Genomic DNA, 21,763 nt, shown 5'->3' with positions numbered 1-21,763 from the left:
AGTTTTCAAACGATAGACCGCCAGCATGAGCAAAAAGTTAACTTTTAACGTTCCATACTTAACATCCTTCACACAACTATTTCGATGACTCAATCACAAAACCCGATGTTGGACACCAATCTGATCAGTATCGTCATCCCCGCCTACAACGAACAGGAGGTTATCGACGAGTTTTATCGGCGAATTGCGAAGGTTCTTGACGGTTTGTCGTACCGTTCCGAGCTTGTTTTCGTCAACGACGGGAGCACCGACGACACCATCAAAAAACTTCGAGCGTTGAAGAAGCAGGACGGGCGAGTTGGCATCGTCGAGCTCAGTCGGAATTTTGGCAAGGAGATTGCGTTGACCGCCGGGATCGACCATGCGAAGGGAGAAGCGGTCATTCCGATTGACGCTGATCTCCAGGATCCGCCTGAGCTGATACCCGAGCTGCTTGCGCAGTGGGAAGCCGGTAATGACGTGGTTTACGCAACCCGCCTCGAGCGCGAAGGGGAAACGTGGATCAAGAAGGCAACCGCCTCGACCTTTTACAAGCTGATGCAAAACATCGGTGATAAGGTGTCTATCCCCCGCAACACCGGTGATTTTCGCCTTATGAGCCGAAGGGCCGTCACCGCATTTTGCTCCATGCGCGAACAGCATCGTTTCTTAAAGGGTCTCTTTGCGCTTGTCGGTTTCCCACAGACGGCGGTTTACTACAATCGCGACCCCAGATTCGCGGGGCTCACAAAGTGGAACTATCCAAAACTGATCAACTTGTCGATCGAAGGTATTACGTCTTTCACCACCGCGCCGCTGAGGCTCGCCACTTACGCCGGGTTTGTAATCGCAATCTGCGCGTTCACCTACGCAGCTTTCATCATCTATAAGACGCTCGTTTTCGGTGACCCGGTGGCCGGCTATCCGTCTCTTATGACCGTTGTACTGTTCCTGGGCGGCGTGCAGCTCCTGTCGATTGGCGTAATCGGCGAGTACCTTGGTCGCGTGTTCAACGAGACCAAACAGCGCCCACTCTATTTTGTGCAGGGATTTGATGAGCCAGTTTCCTGAGCTTATGAAGTCCGAAACGGTGCGACAAGGCGCCGCCTATGGTGCTGTTGGCGTGGTCAATACGCTGACCGACTTTCTGGTGTTCATCGTTTTGCTTTATCTCGTCGAAATCCACCTTCTCCTGGCCAACACCCTGGCGTTCTGCGTCGCGGTCATACAGAGCTACATCCTCAACAATTACTGGACCTTCGGAGCAGTTCCGCGGAAAGTGAGCCACCACAGACAGCTTGGCGCATTCCTGCTGGTTCAGATGGGTGCGCTGGCGCTCTCCAACGTAACCATTGTGCTGCTCAGCCAATACCTGAATCCTATGATCAGCAAACTATTTGCTACGGTCGTCGCTTTTGCCTGGGGATTTGTCCTCAGCAAACGTTTCGTTTTTCGCTCTCCAGCAGGAATCTGATTATTCAGGGTAGGAAACACGATAGAGCTTGAGGTCGCCGTAGAAAGGGTTTGCCACCTTCGTCACCAGCTCACCATGTTGCTCGAGGTACTGAGTCAATCGAGTGCGTAGTGGCCTCCACTCACCGTCTTCCCAACCGCCCATCATCACCCAGTCGTCCATGATGACGTGGGTCGGTCTATACCGCTGCATTGCCTGGTCCCAGTCGGTCCGCATGTATGGCACAAAACCATACTCCTGAAGGCCCAGCCAGAACGACATCCCGCCGTAAACCGTGGAACCTGGAGGAATCTGGCGACGGAGTTCGTCGACAACCGCCGTGTAGTCGGCCTGACGGTATTTCCAGTGGTAGAGCATATTTCCACCGAATTGGCTGCCGCCGATCACAACGATCAGAAGCAGCCCTGCGATGGCTTTTAATGGTGCGCCAGTGCCGAACAGTCCTGCTATCCAGTACGCGTAGAGGATCGCCAGCAGCGGCGTCATCGATGCCAGGTAGCGAATACTGTTGTTCGAATTGTTGACGAAGATGTAGAACAGCAGGTGAGCTATCGCGATGACCGAAATTGTCATCACAACACGGTTTTTGCTGAACAGACTGGCCAGGATGCCCAACAGCGCCGCCACGCCGATGTGGATGCGGTAGGGCCATTGGATGAAGTCGGAATAGCGGCCTCGGAACTCAGCGCTGATCAACGCTCCGGCTTGTGCGATGAGACCTCCGCTCTCCGGCGTATCGGCAAATCGTCCGTGCCTGCCGGTCCAATGACTGATCACGTTTTGAAACTCGTTTTCGTAGTCGAGCACCAGCATCCAGATGGCAAAAGGAAGCAAGGACAACGCAAGAGCGGTGCCCCAGATGAGCGCGCAACGAATTCGCTCCGGCCAGTGGGTCACCAACAAAAAGGTACAAATCAGGAGGGACAGCGGAACCAGCAGGCCATTCGGGTGGCTGCAAACAGCGAGGCCCGCCATCAGCGCTGAAAAGCTGAGCCAGCCCAGCCTTCCTTCTTGTCCTTCCCGGTAGCGCAGAAATCCCATGATCGCGAAGACCTGGAAGGCTGCGACCATAATATCGGGTCTCACGGTGCGCGCCGTTAGAAACAGAATATTGTCGGCGGCAACAAAAAAGGTTCCGATTACCGCGACCAGCCAGCCAAACTCCCGGCGACATAGTGTGTACGTGCCGATCAACAGCAGCACCCCGAATGTCAACGGAATCAGTCGAGCAGAGTAAGAAGTAAGCGGAACAACCTTGCTGAATCCCGCTTCAAGGTAGGTAAGCAGCGGCGGCTGCGGCCAAAACACGTCGTCTCCCGGAACCGTCGGAATCCGGAAGCTGCCCTCCTCGAAGATCATTGGCAGCGGCATCAGATACCAGGACTCGTCGTCCACCCAGCGATGGCCAAGATGGAAAAACTGAAAAATCAGGTAAAGGGTAAGGACGAGCAGCAGGCCATACTTTTCCAGGAACCCGACAAGCTGGTTGACTTGGGATTGCGCTATCGACACGTCGCTCTCCTTGGAAATCTTTCAAATGCGTGGCGTGAGACGCCGTCTCGTTTCGACGGCCAACCAAACGAAGTCATGATACTTCCTTGTCTGCAAGCAGGGTTTCCACGGTTTCCCAGATTACTTCATACCGTGCTGACCAGCTTTCATTCTCGACAGACCTGAGTCGTGCTTCAGGAGTGGCGTGCGATTCCCCGTCCAGTTCTCGGTTGAGCATTTCCAGGAACTCCTCATACCCATCGGCGAGCGCTACAACATCCCGGTATCGTTCAGTCTCCGGAGTCGATACGGAGACCAGCGGCTTTCCGGTTGCCAGGTATTCACGCAGCTTTAGCGGATTCGCGTTGTAAACCTGTTTGTTGAGCTTGTAGGGAATGATTGCGACCGTGAAGTAATACGCATATTCCGGCAACTGTTCGTACGGTATCTGGCCGATAAACCGCACATTGTCAGGTATCTGGCCCTCGGGAATTTCTACAGCTACACGACCGATCATGAGAAATATGACGTCCGCTAGCTCTCGCGCCAGAAAGAACACCAGTTCGAGGTCAATCCAGTCTTCGATCAATCCCCAGAATCCTACAATGGGTTGCTGAGGAAGACCCGATATAGGCTCCGGACACACAGCCGGGGCGCTCCGCGCGCGACCAAAATGCTTGAGATCCACCCCATGCGGGCTGAGCCGACACCTCTTTGCCTGTCCTTTCTTCACGTCAAAGAGGGGCTTCGAAGGCGTAAACACGATGTCAGAGAGTGTCGTGAGCTGTTGGTCGAGGTCGAGGATCAGCGATACGTCCACATCGGGGAAACTGCTGAAATCATCGACGCAATAGTAAACAAGCAGGCTTCGGTCGACGTCTTTGACGACATTGATCAGCGCCGGTGATACACACCAGATTATCGGGTTATGGAGTGCGAAACTTCGAAACAAGCGGCGTATTGTCAAACGCTGAATTTTCCGGTTGACCGCGCCGATGAGCGGATGGCTCCCGAAGGGAAGTGCAAAAATCGATTTGACAAAAATGTTGGGTTCGACCTCCTGAATGGGCGTGAATAAAAGCTGAACCCGTCGGACGATTTTTGCGAGGTCCGACCTGCTTGCCCTGGGGGCCCGGAGCCCTCCGGCCTCCAGATAAATCAGTCGATGGCTTTTAGAAAGGTGTCTTGCAATGTGATGGCTGCTGGTCCGGTTGTCGGCCTGGAATGGATTGCCTACGTAGATGATGTCGCGAGGCCGGGCCATCATCGCTGCCAGGCCAGATACGGCTTGACGTGCATTTCGGCCTGGCAACCGGCCCCGGCAGCAAGGTGCCCCGAAGCCTGAGTTTTGAAGCGATTCGAGCCATGGCCTCCTGGGCGCTTGTACATAACGGTTCGTTTGCCTCTCGGGTCTCTTGCACGGCTCGACCGCCGCGCCGGCAAAAGGGGAAGCATAGCGTCTCAAATCGCTTTGTGAACCTTTGATTCCCGGTCTTCATCTTTGGTCTGCGGGAGACGTAAAATCCATGAGGCTGGAAAGAAGTCCGCGCCCATCCGGTTAGGCTCTATGTCCAAAGATGGAGATTGTGGGGATAATCTCGCGGTACCGGGCGAAGTTGGCCGGGAAGCGAAAGGCCTGCTGCGTCCGCGTGACCTGTCGCCTGGCCGGTGCTGCGGAGTTCGTAGCAGCGAAATGTTATGAGGAATCGGACACGCAATGTGCGGCTTTGCAGGCGTTTTTTACGCAGATCGTTCCAGGCGTCTGGGTCCTGACTCCAAGCTCATCGAGGTAATGATGGATTCTCTGGTCCATCGCGGCCCGGACGCCGGCGGATCATATCGTAATCATCAGGTGGGGCTCGGTCACCGGCGCCTGAGTATTCTGGATATTGCGGGGGGATCACAGCCGATGACCAACGCGGAACACACGGTTTCATTGGTTTTTAACGGCGAAATCTTCAACTACCTTGAGCTGCGGGCTGATCTCCTGAAACGAGGCTACGAATTCAGGACGCAATCGGACACAGAGGTTGTGGCGCAAATGTACGCTCGTCACGGCACGAGTTTCGTAGAGCATCTGAACGGTCAATTTTCGATTGTCCTGTGGGATCACAGGGAAAAGCGCCTTGTTATGGCGCGCGACCGGGTTGGAATCTGTCCACTGTACTATCGGGAGGAATCCGACCGGCTGATCTTTGCCAGCGAACTGAAGGCATTGTTGCCCGCGATGGAGTCCTCGCCATCGATTTGCCCCGAAGCCTTGGACGAAGTTTTTACCTTCTGGACCGCCATTGCCCCCCGCACACTGCTGGAGGGTGTGGTGGAGTTGGAGCCGGGTCACATTGCTGTCGCCGATGAGAAAGGGCTGTCGGTGCGAAAGTACTGGGACTGGACGTTTCCTGAACACAACGAAGACTTTGAACGCGATGAACCCATGCTCCTCCAGGAACTGGAGGCCCTGCTCAGTGATGCAACAGCCTTAAGACTGCGATCCGATGTTCCCGTGGGCGCGTATCTATCCGGCGGGCTGGACTCGTCGGCCCTGGTACAGCTTGCGGGGCGCCACGCCGGGGAGCGGCTGAGTACCTTTTCCCTCAGTTTTTCAGACCAAACCTTCGACGAATCGGTTTATCAACAGCGGCTCGTTCGTGCGTTGAAAGTCACGCACCATGAGATTCGAGTGACGCAACGAGATATTGCAAGTGCATTCATGGCATCAATGCGGCATATCGAAATGCCGGTACTACGCACCGCGCCAATAGCCATGGGTCTGCTGTCGAAATTTGTTCGGGAGCAGGGGTTTAAGGTTGTGCTGACGGGTGAGGGGGCCGATGAGACCCTGGGTGGGTACGACATTTTCAAGGAGGGCAAGGCTCGTCGGTTTTGGGCCAAATTTCCCGAATCGTCATTTCGTCCTTTGATCCTCAAGCGACTTTACCCATATCTCGACCTGCCCAAGTCAGGCGCTGCCGACTACCTGAAACGGTTCTTTGGTGGGGGGCTCACCGCCGTCGACGATCCACGCTACTCGCATTTGCCGCGCTGGGCTACAACGTCGAGAATCAAACAGTTCTACAGCGACGAGTTTGCGGCAGCGACACAAGCAGCAGCGCCAGCATCAAACCGACTGTTGGACAAATATCACAATGCCTTGAACCGCTTGCACCCGTTCAACCAGGCGCAGTACGTCGAAGCAAAAATGCTGATGTCAGGCTACCTTTTGAGTTCACAGGGCGACCGCATGCTGATGATGAATTCCGTCGAGGGCCGTTTCCCGTTCCTGGATCATCGCCTGATTGAATTCAGCAACCGCGTCCACCCGAACCTGAAAATGAAGGTCATGAATGAGAAATACCTGCTCAAAAAGTGTATGGCCGAACATCTGCCAGGGGAGATTCTCTCGAGACCGAAGCAGCCCTATCGAGCGCCTGACATCGATGTGTCTGCGGAAACGGGTTTGGGTGAGGTCGTGGAGGAGCTTCTCGGGCCCGAGGCCGTCAGCCGATGTGGCGTGTTCGACCCCAGAAAGGTTGGCTTTTTACGCGCAAAGGCTCAATCTGGCAGAAAACTGACCGTTAACGACTCTCAGTCGTTGATGGGCATAATGTCGACCCATGCAGCACACCAGAATTTTGTGGAAATCGGAAGAGAGCAAGACGTCAATGTCCGTTCAAGATAGCCTTACGACCGCTGACACTCGCACAGCGTTGCGAACCTTTATTCTGGAAAACTATCTGTTTACCGACGATGACGCCGAACTTGCGGACGACGATTCCTTTCTTGATCGCGGCATCCTCGACAGTATGGGAATACTGGAGCTGACAGAATTTCTAAAGGATCAGTTTGGCGTCAAGGTCGAGGATGACGAGATGACACCGGACAATTTGGACTCCATCGGAAACCTGCTGAAATACCTGGAGCAAAAGTCCTCTGACGCCTGATGGGCACGCTCGTAATTCAACTGCTGGAACACGCGAATCAAAGGCCTGCGGCGACCGCTGCCAGGGACGGTGAGGATGTCATCAGCTACCGACAGCTCGCGGACCGGGCACTGAGTTTCGCGCAGGGTTTGGTGCAGCGCGGGGTCGTTCCGGGGGACCGGGTTGTTCTGCTCCTGTCAAACTCGGTTGACTATATCGCCTCGCTTTACGGCATCTGGGCCGCGAGCGCTATTGCCGTGCCGCTGAATCCTCGGTCTACCGCGAGCGAAACGAGCCACGTGGTTGCGCATACGGACGCTCGCCTCGTGGTTGTTGAGGATGGCTCGGCAGCGTCCGCAGGCGGCAATGTTCACTCGGTCGTCGCCGCACCGAGAGAGTTCGGAGGGGATTTACCGGCATTGACGCGGCAGACACCCGCTCCGGCTGCCGAAGCGACGGCAATGATGCTGTTTACTTCGGGGACCACCGCTGATCCCAAGGGCGTTATGCTTTCTCATCGCGCTCTATATTTTAACGCGAGGGCGATTGCCGAATACCTCGAATTGAGCCCAGCGGATCGCGCATACTGTGCTCTGCCGTTTCAATACAGCTATGGTAACTCGGTGCTTCAGTCTCACATTGTCGCTGGCGCCAGCGTTCATATTGCGCATTCGGTCGCGTTTCCTGCGCTCATGGCGGAGGAGTTCTCTGATCCGTCAATCACCGGGCTCTCCGGCGTCCCTTCGCTGTTTCAGACGCTGCTTGAGAAGACACCCTTCGCGGAGGCGGCGGGGCATCTTCGGTATCTGACTCAGGCGGGTGGCCCGATGCCCGTTGCTCTCACCCAGGCCGTCGCGAAATCCTGTCCGCAAAGTCAACTGTTTTTGATGTACGGTCAGACTGAAGCTGCTGCCCGGTTAACATATCTGGACCCCAGGCTCGTCTCGCAGCGCCCAGACTCTGTCGGTCGCGCTTTGCCCGGAGTCGAACTGAGCATTTCGTCCCCGACCGAGGAAGACGGCGTCGGAGAGCTGCTGGCCCGAGGCCCCAACATCATGCAGGGCTACTGGCGCAATCCGGCCGCGACGGCGCACGCGCTTCGTGATGGCTGGCTTCACACCGGAGATCTTGCGCGGATTGACGCTGGGGGCTTCGTCTATATTGTTGGGCGCCTGGGGCGCCAGCTCAAGTCAGGCTCCTATCGAATCCATCCAGAAGAAATTGAAGAAGTGTTGTCGGATTTGCCGTTCGTCGCTGAGGCGGCGATAGTGGGGACCCCGGATGACCTTCTTGGCAGCCGACTCCTCGCGTGCTGCGTCAAGTCTACCTGCGCAGATGAGTCAGAGCCGGCCCTGACCCGACGGCTCATGCGCCACTGTGCCGACAAACTCAGCCCGTTCAAGGTTCCACGGAGCGTTAGCTGGATGGAAGCGCTGCCGAAAACCGAGTCCGGAAAAATCCGTTATCACCAGTTAACGCAGGATCTTGCCCGTGACCTCTGAGACCTTAACGCTCGCCGATGCCATGGATCTGGATTTTGACGCTGAGCTCCAAAGGTGCCGCGAACGAATTCGTCAGACGTTGCGGTCCGACCTCCATCGGCGGGGGCTGGTTGTGGCAATTTCGGGAGGCATTGACAGTTCCGTGAGCGCCGCGCTGGCGGTTCACGCCATCGGAGCGAAGCGTGTCTTTGGACTGCTGATGCCTGAACGCGACTCTTCCTCTGAGAGTACGCGTCGGGGTCGAATGCTGGCCGATCATCTCGGCATCGAATTTACCGTAAAGGACATTGCGCCAACGCTGGAGTCTATCGGCTGCTACGAGAGCCGCGATCAGGCCATCAAGGAACTTTTTCCGAACTACAATGAGGGCTGGAAGTCCAAGATTGTGATTGCCGGCGGCATTGAAGGAAAGGTGAACCACTTTGTGCTCGTCGTTGAGGACGTGCAGCAACAGCGACACGAGGTTAGGCTGCCTCTGAAGCAGTACCTGACCATCGTCGCGGCGACAAACTTCAAACAGCGTATTCGCAAGACGCTCGAGTACTTTCATGCAGACCGCTTGAACTACGCGGTTGTTGGGACGCCTAATCGGCTTGAGTACGATCAGGGGTTTTTCGTTAAAGGCGGCGATGGCCTTGCTGACCTTAAGCCGATTGCTCATCTCTATAAGACTCAGGTGTATGGTCTGGCGAAACATCTTGGCTTGCCACAAGATATCTGTGGTGCTGTCCCAACCACCGACACCTACAGCTTGTCTCAGGGTCAGGATGAGTTTTACTTTGCGCTGCCCTACCAAAAGATGGACCTCGCACTTTGGGGCATAAATCACGGCGTTCCGGCTGCGGAACTGGGTGCGGCAATCGGTTTGACCTCGCAGCAGACTGACTTGGTCTATGCTGATATCAGAAACAAGCGTCGCACCACGCGATATCTTCATCTAGGTGCAAGGCTCATTGAAGATGTGGAAACTGGTTAACGGAAAGACTTCGCGTTGGCGATTGGACCCGTTGAAGTCTTGTCAGGGAGAAGGCATTGGCTGAAGCAGTATTACAGGGAATTAATCTGGCAGGTGTTTCTTCATGTGTTCCAGCAAGTGTCTTTGACAACCGTGAGGACACACAAAGTATCGACCCCAAGGAAGTCAAGAAAGTGGTGGCCATGGCCGGAGTCGAACAGCGTCGAGTTGCCACCGACGACGTCTGTTCGTCCGACCTATGCCTAGCGGCTGCAAACGAGCTCCTTGGGGGCTTGGGCTGGTCATCCGACTCGATTGACGGTCTAATTTTTGTCACGCAAACGCCAGACTACTTTCTACCCAGTACCAGTTCTTTGCTCCACCGCGACCTCAAACTGCGGCCAGGCTGCGCGGCTTTTGACGTAGGTCTCGGGTGCTCTGGTTACCCTTACGGACTGTGGTTGGGTTCAATGATGATATCCAGCGGTAGTGCGAAACGTGTGCTGGTGCTGCACGGCGAAACGCCGAGTCGCTTTACACACCCGGAAGACCGATCAACGTTTCTCCTGTTTGGGGACGCTGGCTCAGCAACAGCCCTCGAGCGCAGTGAAGCTGACACACCGTGGGGATTTTGTCTTTTCTCTGATGGCTCCGGCTACGATGACCTCATCATTCCGGCCGGTGGCTTCAGGGAACGCAAGGCGGCGGATGATCGAGACAACTACGTGCACATGAATGGGGGAAATCTCTTCAACTTTACCGTGAAGGAAGTGCCCGCGCTGATCGAGGCAACCCTGGCGTTGCTGTCACTGGAAGTCGACGATGTGGATGCCTACGTATTCCACCAGTCCAATCGGTTTATCATGCGCCACATCGCGAAAAAGTGCGGGCTACCGGCCGATCGAATTCCCGTAGTGCTGGATAAGTACGGCAACAGCGGTGGGCCTTCGGTGCCGTTGGCGCTCACCCATCATGCAGCAGGGGCTCAAGATGGGGTCGTGGGGCAGCGGATTATGATGCTGGGGTATGGTGTCGGGTTATCGTGGGGATCGGCCTGTCTGACGATTGAAAAAAACACCCAGTTCCACCATTGCGAACTAGAAACGGGAAAACCGAGTTAGAGAATATGGCTACGAGGGACAAGCCTTGACGGAAAATGAGCAGCTATCGGTTCGTCAAACACTTGATTTAATTGCAGATTTGCTGGCGGAAGAGCCGTCGTCGTTGCAGCCTGATACTCCTCTGGAGTCGCTCGAAGGTTGGGACTCCATGGGGGCACTCATGATCATGGCGGAAATGGATGAAAGGTTCGGATTGACCGTGACCGAAGAAGACTTAAGCGCCATGAAGACGGGCGCAGATTTCATCGACCTGCTGAAATCCAACAACCTGATCTCCGAACCCTCCGCTTGAGCAATCGCTTACCTGCATTTACGCGTGTCCTGGCGCGAAGCCTTGGGGTTTCGATCGATGATCTGGATGCTGCGTTTGGCCCATGCCAGAAAAAGGAGATCGCGGAAGTTTCCGCTCTGCGCACCGAGGTATTTGGAGCAGACATTTCTCCTGGTGACGAGGATTACCTGTACTGGCGGTATTTCTCGAAAGACGCAGACAAGTCCACCCTGCTGTGCCTTCGTCACGAAGGGGAGATCATTGCGGCGCTGGGTACCGAACCCTGCAGCGTCAGAGTCGGTGAACACATTGCCGAGGGTGTGAAATGCGCGGACGCGATTGTCAAACCCCGATTTGATGGTGGCGGTATCGGCGCCTGGATGAATATGGTGCAAATGGATCGACATGATGTCGTCATATGCATCGGCGGGAACACCAACTCCCTGTCAATGCTGAAAAAGCTGTTTACGGGTTTACCTATCCGCCAGGACTACAAGTTGCCGCTTGGTCCAATGCACCTGCTGTTGAAAAAACACTCCGTTGCGGCGCCTCTTTGGCCGCTCGCCCCGTTCGCTGATTGGCTGTTTCGATCCTGGCAGGCGTTTCGCCTGCGATCAGCAAGCGATGACCCAAGGGTGTCGCGCTACGGTCAAATTGATGAGTTGGTGTCAAAAATGCCGCCGGCAGCACGCAACCGCCTGGGCAAAAAAGCCCTTGTCCGATCGGGTCCATATTTGGAATGGCGTTATAGTCCGTCATCAGGCCGCAGCTACAGGTTTTTTGGTGTCGAGACGAGAGGGGTGTTGGACGCCTACGTCGTTGCAAAGGTTGCTGGTACCGGAAACGCTTCAAAACGAGGGCTGATCATGGATTGGGACTACAGCAATGACGACCAGGGACAGTCCACTTTTGCTGCAATCTTGCGTGTGGTTATCCAAGAGATGGTGCGGACGCCAGTCCACATGGTGCAAACCACTGTCAACGATCCACGCTCAGCTCACGTTTTGCGCAGTCTCGGCTTTTTGCGCCGGGGTGAGGACAGTCGATTCTTTGTCAAGGTCGGCAATCCTGACTACCAGACTCTTGAGCAGCCAGATGGCTGGTTTGTCAGTCTCGGCGATAGCGACGGCGTATAAGCTATGCCGCTTTTTTCGCCGCCGAAAGGGATTGAATCATCCCGGCTTTAGAGGGTGAGTTTCTCTAGCCAATCTGTGACGGTCCTTTTCAGCCAGCTGCGTTGGTCGGGTGTCGGATAAATATGTTCAACAGCCGGCTGAAAAATCTCGGTCAGATGATCAGGCGTCCCAAGGACCGCCCCCAACTGCCCTTCATGGTTGTAGTATCGTTCGATGCCACCCGTGAAGATTGCTAGCATCTTAACCCCTCGGTCCAGAAGGTTTTGGTACCGCGTGACCATTTGGTCGTCGCTCTCCCAATTGCGCAACGACACGGGCGTCAGCATCCCGTCACCTGATCCGGAGGGCCTGAATTTTCGCAATAGGCCTCTTACTAGCGGGGCTACTCGGAGAACTCTGGGTAGGTAGTACCGCAATTGGTATGCCCTGGTCTTTTTGGCGAACCCGTCCAGCAGTACAACAGCATCGATACAGGGAAATTGCTCGGCGATCTGGGTTGCGTCGTCGGCGCCCGAACACAACCCGATCAATACGAAACGCTCGATTTTCGCAGAATTCAGCAGCTCTTGGACGGCCTGAAAGTCCAGCGAATTCGCCTCGGGTCGGTCCATGTCTCTTCGGTAGCTGTCGCCTTTGCCAGACTGATCGAAGCGCACGGTGACAAAACCTTTCTCGGCCATTTCATTCGCATACTCGAGGAAAAGCCGAAAGGGGCCCATCGATGGGAGCAGCCCGGAATTGAGAAAAATCAGCGCTGTGCCGTTGTGATTGTCCGGGATTTGAGAAAAACCTAGTAATTCCCTGTGTTTGCCAAACCGATGAACTTCGGGTTTCATGATCGCCCACACCAATCTACGACGGTGCTAATAACGTCGTGACCGTAGATCATCTTCAGATCCGCTAGGGCCCATTCACAGTCGACGTCGACCTTAGCAACGCTCGCGCCCAGGAAAGAGTTGGTTGTAGCAATAACGAACGTGTTCTCGGCATCAGCAGGTTCAATCGTGAAGTCGGCGAAGCTGGATACCAACTCTGCAGAAACAGCGTGACCCGCGAGTACGCCTTCCGACGGTGGCCCGAATTCGGTCGCCCGAAGCTCTTCCAAATACTGTTGTCCGCCCCAGACTGGGTCCCAGGCAATGCTTTCGGAACGGCTACCAGCCCTGTCCAGCGCGGCAAGCATCAAAGCGGCAGAAAATCGCACCCCAAAGGTGAGTGTTCTGGTGGATCCAGACAAGTCGTTTAGTTCTCGGAGCGCTTCCTGGCAGTCCGCGATCCACGTTTCGCAGGTAACTTCACTCAGGTCGCCAGGCGCGTTCCCGCATGCCGACAAGTCGACACGAAGTACGTCGATTCCCGCTTCTGCCAGTTTGCTTGCCGTTTTATTGAGGGTCCAATGACTCCGCAGATTGTCTCCGAAGGGCGGCGCGACAATCAGCACGGCTCGATCTCGGGTTTGGCCAGCTGCTGGATGGAATGTGCCGAACAAATGTTGGCGTTGGCCAAAGAATGCGTGGTCCATGCGGCAAATGAGTTCTTATGGTAAGCCTGACTCCTGGAATCAGAAGTCTCCCTAGCCCGCTATAATGACACAACAAGTCGTTATGGGCGGCGCTCACCCTGCTTTCCGACACTTTTTTGCATTTGCCACCGAGGGAAAACGAACGGTATTGCGTTTTTGTAACGGCGGTCGCCGTTTCTGGAGCTAGAGGCGATGTCCCTTTCTTTTGGCCAAGTTACAAAAGTTTATGCGACCGCTGCTGAGCCCGTTGCTAAAATTTAAGTTTGGGTAATTGGCCATGAAGTCCAAGGAAATGCCAGTGGCTGCAGGGGAGTCCGGCGCAAACCATCTCTGGAGACGCTTTTCCGACCTTGTCGCCCGACAGGGGGATCGGATCGCGTTGGTGGACGCCTCGACAGGCCTGCAGCTGTCGTACGCGGAACTCGCCCGCGATGCAAGCGCCGTCGGTTCCGCACTTCAAAATCTTGGGGTTTCCGGCGGGAACGTCGTTCCGGTTCTCGCACACCGGTCGCCTAGGGCCGTTGCCGGGTGGTTGGGGGTGCTCGCGACCGGCGCAGCGTACCTGCCGATTGACCCTCGCTATCCCGAGGCGAAGATTCGAGTCATGCTCGATGATTGCAAGGATGCCGTTTGCCTCGTTGACGAGGGCTTGGACCTGCCTGCACAGGATCAGAAGCTGGTGAGGCTATCCGAGGCCTTACAGTCAACTATCGACAACCAGGGTTTTCCTCCTGACCACGGCTTGGCAGACGAGTCGACCGCATGCCTGATGTTTACCTCGGGCAGCACTGGCAGACCGAAAGGTGTCCGGATAACCCACGCCGGAATCAGCCGGCTATTTGATCCATCACACTACGGCGATTTCGACGGTTCCACCAAAACCCTCCAGATTTCAGCACCGACCTTCGATGCTTCATTGTTCGAGCTGTATGGCGCCCTCGCGTGCGGTGGAACCTGTGTCCTGTATCCGCCTGAAAATATCCCGCAACCCGGTGAACTCGGCCGAATCATTATGACTCATGGCGTAGAAACGGTATTCCTGACGACATCGCTGTTTCATCAGTTTGCCGCGCTGGCGCCCGAGTGCTTTGCGGGTCTAGATCGGCTCTTCGTCGGCGGAGAGGCACTCGCCGCCCAGCATTGCCTCAACGTATATGCACAAAACGCCGGTATCAGAATCATTAACGGTTACGGGCCGACCGAAAACACCGTATTTACTACTGCTTATGTGGTGCCCCGGGACCTCGACCCCGCCGGGCCGATGGCTATCGGGCAGGCATTGCCGAAAACAGGCGTAAGGCTGCTGCGAGACGGGAACGACGTCTTGGACGGTGAAATCGGCGAGCTGTTTGCCAGCGGGTCGGGTGTTGCGGCTGGTTACTGGAATCGGCCCGAAGAGACGGGAGAACGATTTGTTGAGATGGATGGCCGGCTTTACTACCGCACCGGGGATCTCGCCAGGCAAGATGCCCACGGCTGTTTTTTCTTCGAGGGCCGCAATGACGGTCAATTGAAGGTTCGGGGGCATCGCGTGGAGCCGGGAGACCTGGAGAGTCACCTGCTGGCGCATCCCGGTGTCTCGGATGCCCGTGTCCGAATCAAGCTTGATCGGCAGCACGAAAAGCAGCTCGTCGCCTACTATCTTGCCGAAGTCCCCCAAAAGGGCCTCAGGAGCTTTCTCGCGGAGCGACTTCCCGAGCCTATCGTGCCGGCTCAGTTCATTCATATGAACAGCTTTCCGCTGGGGGCGACGGGAAAACTGGACGAGGATCGGTTGCCAAACCCCTACGAATCCGAAATTAACGAGACGAACAACGGGCCTGCGTTTGGCGATGAGGCTCAGAAATTGGTGGGCAGCGCCTGGGCACGCTTTCTGCCTGCCGGCGAGCTTGGGGACCCAGATCGAAACTTTTTTGACGCTGGTGGCACATCCCTTCAGACGCTTGAACTCGCTCAGCAACTTACAAAGCTCGCGGGCAGGGAGGTATCGGTGACTCGCGTATTTGAGTTTCCCACGATCCGCCAGATGGCGGCGTTCATTGGTGAGACGCGGCAGGCCCAACCCGAGGATGCAGGTCAGCGAGCGGCGGCAGCTCGAGCATCGCGACGCCGGCGGCGCGGAAGGACAACTACCTCATGAATGACTCTCAGTTCGCCGTAGAAGATGCGGTGGCAATTGTCGGTATGGCCGGACGATTCCCGGGTGCCAGCAGCGTGGAAGAACTCTGGCAAGATTTGCTCGAGGGAGTCGACGGGGTGCGGCTATTTACAGAGTCCGAGATTCATCCGATAGATCGCGCGATAACGTCTGACGGTAACTACGTTCCTGCCCGTGGCATCGTCGATGGCGCAATGGAATTCGATGCAGAGTTCTTTGGAATTTCCCCGATGGAAGCCCGCATCATGGATCCGCAGCATCGGGTTTTGATTCAACTGACCTGGCATCTCTTTGAAAACGCGGGTATCAACATACGACGCGTTGATGATCGCGTCGGTGTGTTTGTGGGCTCGAACTGGAATCGCTACCAGTCTGATTATCTCAGCTCTCCTTCAGGCCAGCAGCTCGTTAAGCGATTCGGTGAGCTGAATTCTTCGATAGCCAATGAACATGACTTCCCAGCGACTCGGTTGGCGTATCTTTTCAATTTTCGAGGCCCCTGTATCAATCTGTTGACCGCCTGCTCCACGGGGCTCGTCGGGGTGTGCCAGGGAGTCAGCAGCCTACTGAACTTCGAAAGCGACTGTGTGGTTGCAGGAGGCGTATCGCTAAATCCGCCCTCGAATCGCGGCTACCTTTACAACGAAGGTGGGATGCTTTCCAGGGATGGACGAACCAGGCCATTTGATGCCGAGGCGAGCGGAACAACCTTCAACGAAGGTGCCGCCGTGGTCTTGCTCAAGCGGTTGGAAGACGCACAGAACAGCGGCGACACGATTCATGGGGTCATCCTGGGCGCGGGAATCAACAACGACGGAAACAGCAAAGTCAGCTTCACCGCACCGAGCGTCGGTGGGCAGGCTGATGCGCTGCGTCTCGCGCTGGGCGTAGCGGATGTTGAGCCGGAATCCGTCACCCATATCGAAGCTCACGGCACCGCAACCCCCCTGGGTGATCCGGTCGAGGTGGCTGCCCTGAAAGAGGTTTATGGCCGCGGCGAGGTGCCGTGCTTTTTGGGTTCGATCAAGGGAAATATCGGCCACCTGATTCATGCCGCGGGTACAGCCAGCCTGATCAAAATGGCGCTCTCGCTTCGGCACGCGACAATCCCGGGTGTCCAAAACTACGTTAAACCGAATCCAAACCTTGGTCTCGAAGGAACGCGATTCGCCGTGAACAGTCAGTCTCAGGCGTGGGATTTACCTAACGGGATGGCCAGGAGAGGTGCCGTCAGTTCGTTTGGCGTAGGTGGTACCAACGCCCATGTTCTGCTCCAGGAGTGGCCCGAATACCGGGAGTCGGACAGGCTTTCCCGCATTCCTGCGCTGCTCCTCAGCGCACGAACCGAGGGAGCCCTCGATCGCCTGGCAAAAGCGATGATAGGCCGCCTGACCAAAGCGGATGCTGCAGAAACGGCCGACGCCGCCTACACGGTGCTGAAGACACGCGAGCCTCACGCTTTTCGTGGCGCGCTGCTCGGCTCTCCCGAAGGCTGGCCGGATGTTGCCGCTGAAAGAGCTCTCAAGAGCAATCCCGGATCAGCGTGGATTGCCGCCGAGGGGGGAGCCGCGACGGATTGTGTGTTCATGTTTCCGGGACAGGGTGCCCAGCAACCCGGCATGGCAGCAGGGTTCGTCGGCCAGCTGGAATCGGTGGGAGAGGACGTCAGACGGGTGCTCGCTGCAGCTGGTGAACGAGAAGCAATCCTGACAGAGCTGTTGTTTCATGCCGACCCTGAAGATCATCTGGCTCAGGATAAGCTTCGTCAGACCGAACTCGCCCAGCCCGCGCTATTTGCTGTCTCCTGGGCCCTGGGAAACTACTGGGTCAATCACGGACTGGAGCCGGCAGCACTGATCGGGCACAGCATCGGGGAGTTTGCCGCCGGATGTGTCAGCGGCATGTGGTCTCCCGAAGTCGCAATGGAGATCGTCTGCCGTCGCGGGGAGCTCATGCAAGCGCAGGAACCTGGGTCGATGTTGGCTGTTCGATCCAGTTTCTCGGACCTTTCCGAGCAACTGCCGCCCGAACTCTCGCTGGCGGCCGTAAACGGACCTCGCAGCATTGTGGTGGCCGGCAAGACGCCTGACGTTGAGGGGTTTGCCACGTCTTTGAAGCAGCGCGGGACGGCATGCCAGATACTCAATACCTCTCATGCCTTTCATTCTACGATGATGAAAGCGGCTTCTGATGAGCTGGAGGAATACCTCTGCGGCGTGCGAACAGCGCCCCCGGTGGTGCCGATCATTTCGACGGTAACTGGTGAGCGTCTAAGCGATACTGATGCGGTCAGTCCGTCCTACTGGGCGCGGCAGCTGGCGCAGCCGGTAGACTTCCTGGCCGCGCTTACAACGCTTAACGATGACGCCCGCGGTCTGGTCTTTCTGGAAGCCGGCCCGGGATCAACCCTCGCATCGCTCGCAAGGGGGCTGCCCCTCGAACAGCGTCATGCTGTCACTGCTAGCCTTATGTTGAAGTTGGCTGCGGTCGATTCCCTCGCGGGTGCTTGGGGGGCACTGTGGACCAGCGGGTTGCCTTTGGACGCCGACAGAATTTACGCAGACGAGAAACGCCGACGAATCCCGCTGCCTGGCTACGAGTTTGAACCGACGACCTATTGTGTCGATGAACCGGAAGGAACCGGTATGACAATCAACCAGATCAAAGAAACCTCCGAAGCGAAGATCTCAGAGCCTGAGGCTGGCGAACCACCGCAGAATGTCACCAGCCCATTGCGGGAGCAGCTTCGGGAGATGCTTGAAGAGTATTCGGGCATCAGCGTAGCGCCGGATCAGGACGACCTGTCGTTTCTGGAACTCGGCCTGGATTCACTCTTGCTGACTCAGGTGAGCCGGACCGTAAGCTCTGAGTTTGAGGTATCGATCAGCTTCCGAGACTTATCTGAGGAGTACAACTCGGTCAGTTCGCTGGCCGCATACCTGGCCGAGAAGAACCCGGCGCTTGCGGTGTCAGCGCCGGCTACGCCTATTCAGTCCGATCAGAACATGCAGGTGATGGGGCAGATGACTGGCCTGCAAACGAGCGGTGAGCCCGGCGCGGCACTGAATGCGCTTATCCAAAACCAGCTGGAAATCATGAGGCTGCAGCTGCAGGCGCTGGGAGGCACTGGCGAGCTTCCTACTGCCGTGGGCGAGAAAAAGTTAGCGTTGCAGTCAAACACCGCGAGCAAGGCAATCGACTTACCCCCTGAGGTGCAGCAAAAGCTGGATCAGGCGAGGCGCCGGGGCCCGGGCACGCGTATCTCCAGTAAAGCGGGTGAACTGACGGAACGACAGCAAAGTGCCCTGATGGCAATCCAGGACCGTTACGTGGCCCGCACTCCGGCGTCGAAGGCCTTTGCCCAGGAGCACCGGACACACTTTGCCGATCCTCGGACCGTATCGGGGTTCAGTCCCCTGTGGAAAGAGATGGTGTATCCGATTGTGACCCGTCGCTCAAGTGGGGCAAAGCTTTGGGATATTGACGGTAACGAGTACATCGATTTGACCAATGGCTTCGGTCAGATTCTCTTTGGTCACTCGCCGGCATTCATAACGGAAGCAGTCAAAGCGCAGATAGACCTCGGCGTTGAAATTGGTCCGCAAACCGAGCTGGCTGGAGAGGTCGCTCAGCTTCTGTGCGAAATGACCGGCAATGAACGAATGACATTCGCCAACACCGGATCCGAGGCGGTGCTGGCGGCAATCAGGCTGGCTCGGACCGTGACCAACCGCACGCGTGTCGTTTCCTTCGAGCAGGCCTATCATGGAATCTTCGATGAGGTGATCGTGCGAGGCGGAAAGACCGGTCAGGCGCTCCCCGGCGCGCCTGGAATTCCTCGTTCTGTTTCCGATAACGTGATGGTTTTGCCCTGGGCCGATATGGATATGATCGACGTGATCAGATCTCAGGCCAGCGAGATTGCGGCGGTAATGGTGGAGCCGGTCCAGAGCCGCGCGCCGGATATCCAGCCGGCTGAATTCCTAAAACAGCTTCGCGCCGTAACCGAAGAAAACGGTATTGCGCTCATCTTTGACGAAGTGGTTACCGGGTTCCGCTGTGCGCCGGGTGGAGCGCAGGAGTATTTTGGTATTCGAGCCGACCTGGCGACCTACGGCAAAATTCTCGGTGGCGGGTATCCGATCGGTGTTGTGGCGGGCAAAGCCAAATACATGGACGCCATGGACGGTGGTCAATGGCGTTTTGGTGACGAATCCTCGCCTGAGGTCGGCGTGACCTTCTTTGCAGGGACTTTTGTTCGGCACCCTCTTGCTATGGCGGCGAGCAGGGCCGTCCTGCGCCACCTGAAGGAACAAGGCGGCGAACTGCAACAAAATCTAAACCAGACGACGGCGGACTTCTGTGCAGAACTGAACCTGCGGATGCGAAGACTGGGGGTAGAAATCAGGGCGCAGGTATTCAGTTCCGTATTCTATTTCGACCTGGAGGTTCCCTTCGCTGAAGTGTTCTTCAGTCTGCTTCGCGAACATGGGGTGCATATCTGGAGCCATCGGCCCTGCTTTTTGACGCAGGCTCATACGCCAGAGATGCTCGAGCAGTTGCTGGCGGCTTTTGAAACGGCTGCCGCCGAAATGGTCGCTAATGATCTCCTGGACGCCAGGGTTATGCCCCCCGAGGAGCAGTTCCTGCCAGAGAATCGACCGGCAACAGACGCAAAACTTGGCCGCGACGAGCAGGGTAATCCTGTCTGGTATGTCAAAGGCGACGACGGCAACTATGTGGCGGTTTCCCTGAAGTGAAGACGAGTTTCAATCCCTTTCGCGATGGAGAGCTGGACGCCGCGGTTCCCACAACCGCTTCGCAAAAGGAGATCTTCTCCTCTTGTCTTGCGGATCCGCAGGCAGCGCTGGCGTTCAACGAGGGAATTGAACTGGAGTTCAGCGGCCCGCTGCAGAGAGTTGCGCTGGAGCGCGCACTCATCGAATTGGCGAAACGTCACGAGTCCCTGCGGGCCAATTTCGACCGTCGCGGCATGTTTGCCTGTATCGCCGGGAGTCCCCGGCTTGATTTTGACGTAGTCACAGACGCAGATCAGTATTCGGTGGAAGAGCAGCGCGCCGCGCTGGTTCGACACGTGTTTGATTTGCAGCAAGACGTACTTTGGCGTGTCGTGCTGGTGCAGCAGTCGGACGACCAACATACGGTTTTTCTTCTGTTTCACCATATCGTGGTCGACGGTTGGTCGATGGCGGTGCTGCTTGAAGAGCTCGAAGCGCTTTACAACGCGTCCCTCAACGAGGTTGAAGCGCAGCTGGAGCCACCCAAATCGTTCGTTGACTATGCGCTTCATGAGTCTCGAGGTCACGGAAATGCGGATGCGTCTCACTGGCTGGAAAAATTTGCAACGCTACCGGCGCCGCTTGATTTGCCTCTGGATCGCGGTCGACCGGAATTTCGGACCTTCGGTGCGCGCCGCCTCGACGTCCTGTTTTCGCGGGATTTGATCGATCCTTTCACCCGGGCCGGCGGTCGGCAGGGTGCGACGCTGGTCGCCTCTTTTCTCAGTGCACTGTTCCTGCAGCTGCGGCAGCTAACGGGTCAGGATGACCTGATTCTTGGCATGGCTGTCGCCGGTCAGCTGGATGGGGACTTTCAGTCGCTGGTGGGGCACTGCGTAAAAATGCTGCCAGTCCGACAGCAGGTCCCTGCGAACGCATCGTTTGCTGAGCTCGTTCCGAGCGTCAAGGAAGCAGTGATGGATGCTTACGAGCATCAGTCCTTCACGTTTGCAGAACTTGTCAGACAGTTGAACGTCCCACGTGATGCTGCGCGGATTCCACTTATTCCTGTAGTCTTCAACATCGATCAAGAGTTTGCGGGCATAGAGCTGGATGGTTTGACCTGTCGGCTTAGGACACTGCCCCGTGTAGCAGAGAATTTTGAGGTCTTTTTCAACTTTCTGCCGGGTCCAGACGGTGTGCTCCTTGAGGCAACTTTCAACACGGACCTTTTCGACGAGGCGACGGTTCGCGGTTGGATCGACGGTCTGAAGCGATCGCTGATACTGATATCCGAGCAGCCTGAGTTGCCGCTGGACCAGTGGGCGCCACCGGAATCCGCAAACTCGACCGTCGGCCCCGACGTTGCCGTGGGTTCCGCATTACCCCTGGATCTTCACGAGGTTTTGGTTTCGTCGACGGGTTCGGTGGTTTACGAGGGTAGTGAGCTAAGCGGAGCAGAACTGGATCTTCGTGCGCGTCGGATCGGATCGGC

The 21,763-nt window shown here is 56.5% G+C and carries 16 protein-coding genes; 12 read left to right on the top strand and 4 right to left on the bottom strand.

Going from position 1 to position 21,763, the window contains the following annotated elements; all coding sequences use genetic code 11:
• The first annotated feature begins 84 nt into the window (after positions 1 to 84).
• Together AAF358_18960 and AAF358_18955 are read left to right on the top strand one after the other, a co-directional pair.
• A complete protein-coding gene (locus tag AAF358_18960; protein ID MEM7707640.1) occupies positions 85 to 1,050 on the top strand; it encodes a glycosyltransferase family 2 protein in 966 nt (321 codons plus the stop codon).
• Positions 1,034 to 1,453: a GtrA family protein gene (locus AAF358_18955; GenBank protein MEM7707639.1), complete on the top strand. Its 420-nt coding sequence runs from the start codon at positions 1,034 to 1,036 to the stop codon at positions 1,451 to 1,453. Before AAF358_18960 ends, AAF358_18955 begins: the two co-directional genes overlap by 17 nt.
• On the opposite strand, the gene AAF358_18950 is transcribed toward AAF358_18955, so the two are convergent.
• Together AAF358_18950 and AAF358_18945 are read right to left on the bottom strand one after the other, a co-directional pair.
• Complete coding sequence (locus AAF358_18950; GenBank protein ID MEM7707638.1) at positions 1,454 to 2,965, bottom strand: glycosyltransferase family 39 protein; 1,512 nt, start codon at positions 2,963 to 2,965, stop codon at positions 1,454 to 1,456.
• Between the two features lie 73 nt (positions 2,966 to 3,038).
• Positions 3,039 to 4,211 carry a hypothetical protein gene (locus AAF358_18945; protein ID MEM7707637.1) on the bottom strand — a complete coding sequence of 391 codons (1,173 nt, stop codon included), beginning with the start codon at positions 4,209 to 4,211 and terminating at the stop codon, positions 3,039 to 3,041.
• 450 nt (positions 4,212 to 4,661) lie between these two features.
• On the opposite strand from AAF358_18945, the gene asnB reads away from it, so the two are divergent.
• From asnB to AAF358_18910, 7 genes are read left to right on the top strand one after another with little or no spacing between them, the layout of a single operon-like run.
• On the top strand, positions 4,662 to 6,623 hold the full coding sequence (gene asnB, locus AAF358_18940; protein ID MEM7707636.1) for an asparagine synthase (glutamine-hydrolyzing): 1,962 nt from the start codon (positions 4,662 to 4,664) through the stop codon (positions 6,621 to 6,623).
• Positions 6,607 to 6,885, top strand: coding sequence for an acyl carrier protein (locus AAF358_18935; protein MEM7707635.1), 279 nt, complete (start codon positions 6,607 to 6,609; stop codon positions 6,883 to 6,885). The genes asnB and AAF358_18935 overlap by 17 nt, the downstream gene beginning before the upstream one ends.
• Positions 6,885 to 8,366 (top strand): class I adenylate-forming enzyme family protein, encoded by a 1,482-nt coding sequence (locus tag AAF358_18930; protein MEM7707634.1) that lies wholly within the window; start codon positions 6,885 to 6,887, stop codon positions 8,364 to 8,366. Before AAF358_18935 ends, AAF358_18930 begins: the two co-directional genes overlap by 1 nt.
• A complete protein-coding gene (gene nadE, locus AAF358_18925; protein MEM7707633.1) occupies positions 8,356 to 9,342 on the top strand; it encodes an NAD(+) synthase in 987 nt (328 codons plus the stop codon). The genes AAF358_18930 and nadE overlap by 11 nt, the downstream gene beginning before the upstream one ends.
• 56 nt (positions 9,343 to 9,398) lie before the next feature.
• Positions 9,399 to 10,442: a ketoacyl-ACP synthase III gene (locus AAF358_18920; GenBank protein MEM7707632.1), complete on the top strand. Its 1,044-nt coding sequence runs from the start codon at positions 9,399 to 9,401 to the stop codon at positions 10,440 to 10,442.
• 25 nt (positions 10,443 to 10,467) lie between these two features.
• Complete coding sequence (locus tag AAF358_18915) at positions 10,468 to 10,734, top strand: acyl carrier protein (GenBank protein MEM7707631.1); 267 nt, start codon at positions 10,468 to 10,470, stop codon at positions 10,732 to 10,734.
• On the top strand, positions 10,731 to 11,849 hold the full coding sequence (locus tag AAF358_18910; protein ID MEM7707630.1) for a hypothetical protein: 1,119 nt from the start codon (positions 10,731 to 10,733) through the stop codon (positions 11,847 to 11,849). Before AAF358_18915 ends, AAF358_18910 begins: the two co-directional genes overlap by 4 nt.
• A 47-nt stretch (positions 11,850 to 11,896) precedes the next feature.
• Here the strand turns inward: AAF358_18910 and AAF358_18905 are convergent, their stop codons facing one another.
• A complete protein-coding gene (locus AAF358_18905; GenBank protein MEM7707629.1) occupies positions 11,897 to 12,685 on the bottom strand; it encodes a hypothetical protein in 789 nt (262 codons plus the stop codon).
• Positions 12,682 to 13,371 (bottom strand): hypothetical protein, encoded by a 690-nt coding sequence (locus AAF358_18900; GenBank protein MEM7707628.1) that lies wholly within the window; start codon positions 13,369 to 13,371, stop codon positions 12,682 to 12,684. Before AAF358_18900 ends, AAF358_18905 begins: the two co-directional genes overlap by 4 nt.
• Positions 13,372 to 13,648: 277 nt before the next feature.
• Between AAF358_18900 and AAF358_18895 the strand changes: the two genes are divergently transcribed.
• The 3 genes from AAF358_18895 to AAF358_18885 form a co-directional block, all read left to right on the top strand.
• Positions 13,649 to 15,511 (top strand): amino acid adenylation domain-containing protein, encoded by a 1,863-nt coding sequence (locus tag AAF358_18895; protein MEM7707627.1) that lies wholly within the window; start codon positions 13,649 to 13,651, stop codon positions 15,509 to 15,511.
• The gene (locus tag AAF358_18890) at positions 15,508 to 20,289 is read left to right on the top strand and encodes an aminotransferase class III-fold pyridoxal phosphate-dependent enzyme (protein MEM7707626.1); all 4,782 of its coding nucleotides are present in this window, start codon (positions 15,508 to 15,510) and stop codon (positions 20,287 to 20,289) included. The genes AAF358_18895 and AAF358_18890 overlap by 4 nt, the downstream gene beginning before the upstream one ends.
• Positions 20,286 to 21,763 (top strand): condensation domain-containing protein (locus AAF358_18885; protein ID MEM7707625.1); only part of this gene is annotated, 1,478 nt, incomplete at its 3' end. The genes AAF358_18890 and AAF358_18885, both read left to right, overlap by 4 nt.

It is taken from the genome of Pseudomonadota bacterium (assembly GCA_039033415.1).
Lineage (GTDB): Bacteria > Pseudomonadota > Gammaproteobacteria > Xanthomonadales > SZUA-38 > JANQOZ01.
This window is presented reverse-complemented; position numbering and strand designations above follow the sequence as displayed.

Coding starts and splice junctions, on each gene's coding strand:
- AAF358_18960 (MEM7707640.1), top strand. CDS start 85: ATGACTCAATCACAAAACCCGATGTTGGACACCAATCTGATCAGTATC.
- AAF358_18955 (MEM7707639.1), top strand. CDS start 1,034: ATGAGCCAGTTTCCTGAGCTTATGAAGTCCGAAACGGTGCGACAAGGC.
- AAF358_18945 (MEM7707637.1), bottom strand. CDS start 4,211: ATGATGGCCCGGCCTCGCGACATCATCTACGTAGGCAATCCATTCCAG.
- asnB (MEM7707636.1), top strand. CDS start 4,662: ATGTGCGGCTTTGCAGGCGTTTTTTACGCAGATCGTTCCAGGCGTCTG.
- AAF358_18935 (MEM7707635.1), top strand. CDS start 6,607: ATGTCCGTTCAAGATAGCCTTACGACCGCTGACACTCGCACAGCGTTG.
- AAF358_18930 (MEM7707634.1), top strand. CDS start 6,885: ATGGGCACGCTCGTAATTCAACTGCTGGAACACGCGAATCAAAGGCCT.
- AAF358_18905 (MEM7707629.1), bottom strand. CDS start 12,685: ATGAAACCCGAAGTTCATCGGTTTGGCAAACACAGGGAATTACTAGGT.
- AAF358_18900 (MEM7707628.1), bottom strand. CDS start 13,371: ATGGACCACGCATTCTTTGGCCAACGCCAACATTTGTTCGGCACATTC.
- AAF358_18895 (MEM7707627.1), top strand. CDS start 13,649: ATGAAGTCCAAGGAAATGCCAGTGGCTGCAGGGGAGTCCGGCGCAAAC.
- AAF358_18890 (MEM7707626.1), top strand. CDS start 15,508: ATGAATGACTCTCAGTTCGCCGTAGAAGATGCGGTGGCAATTGTCGGT.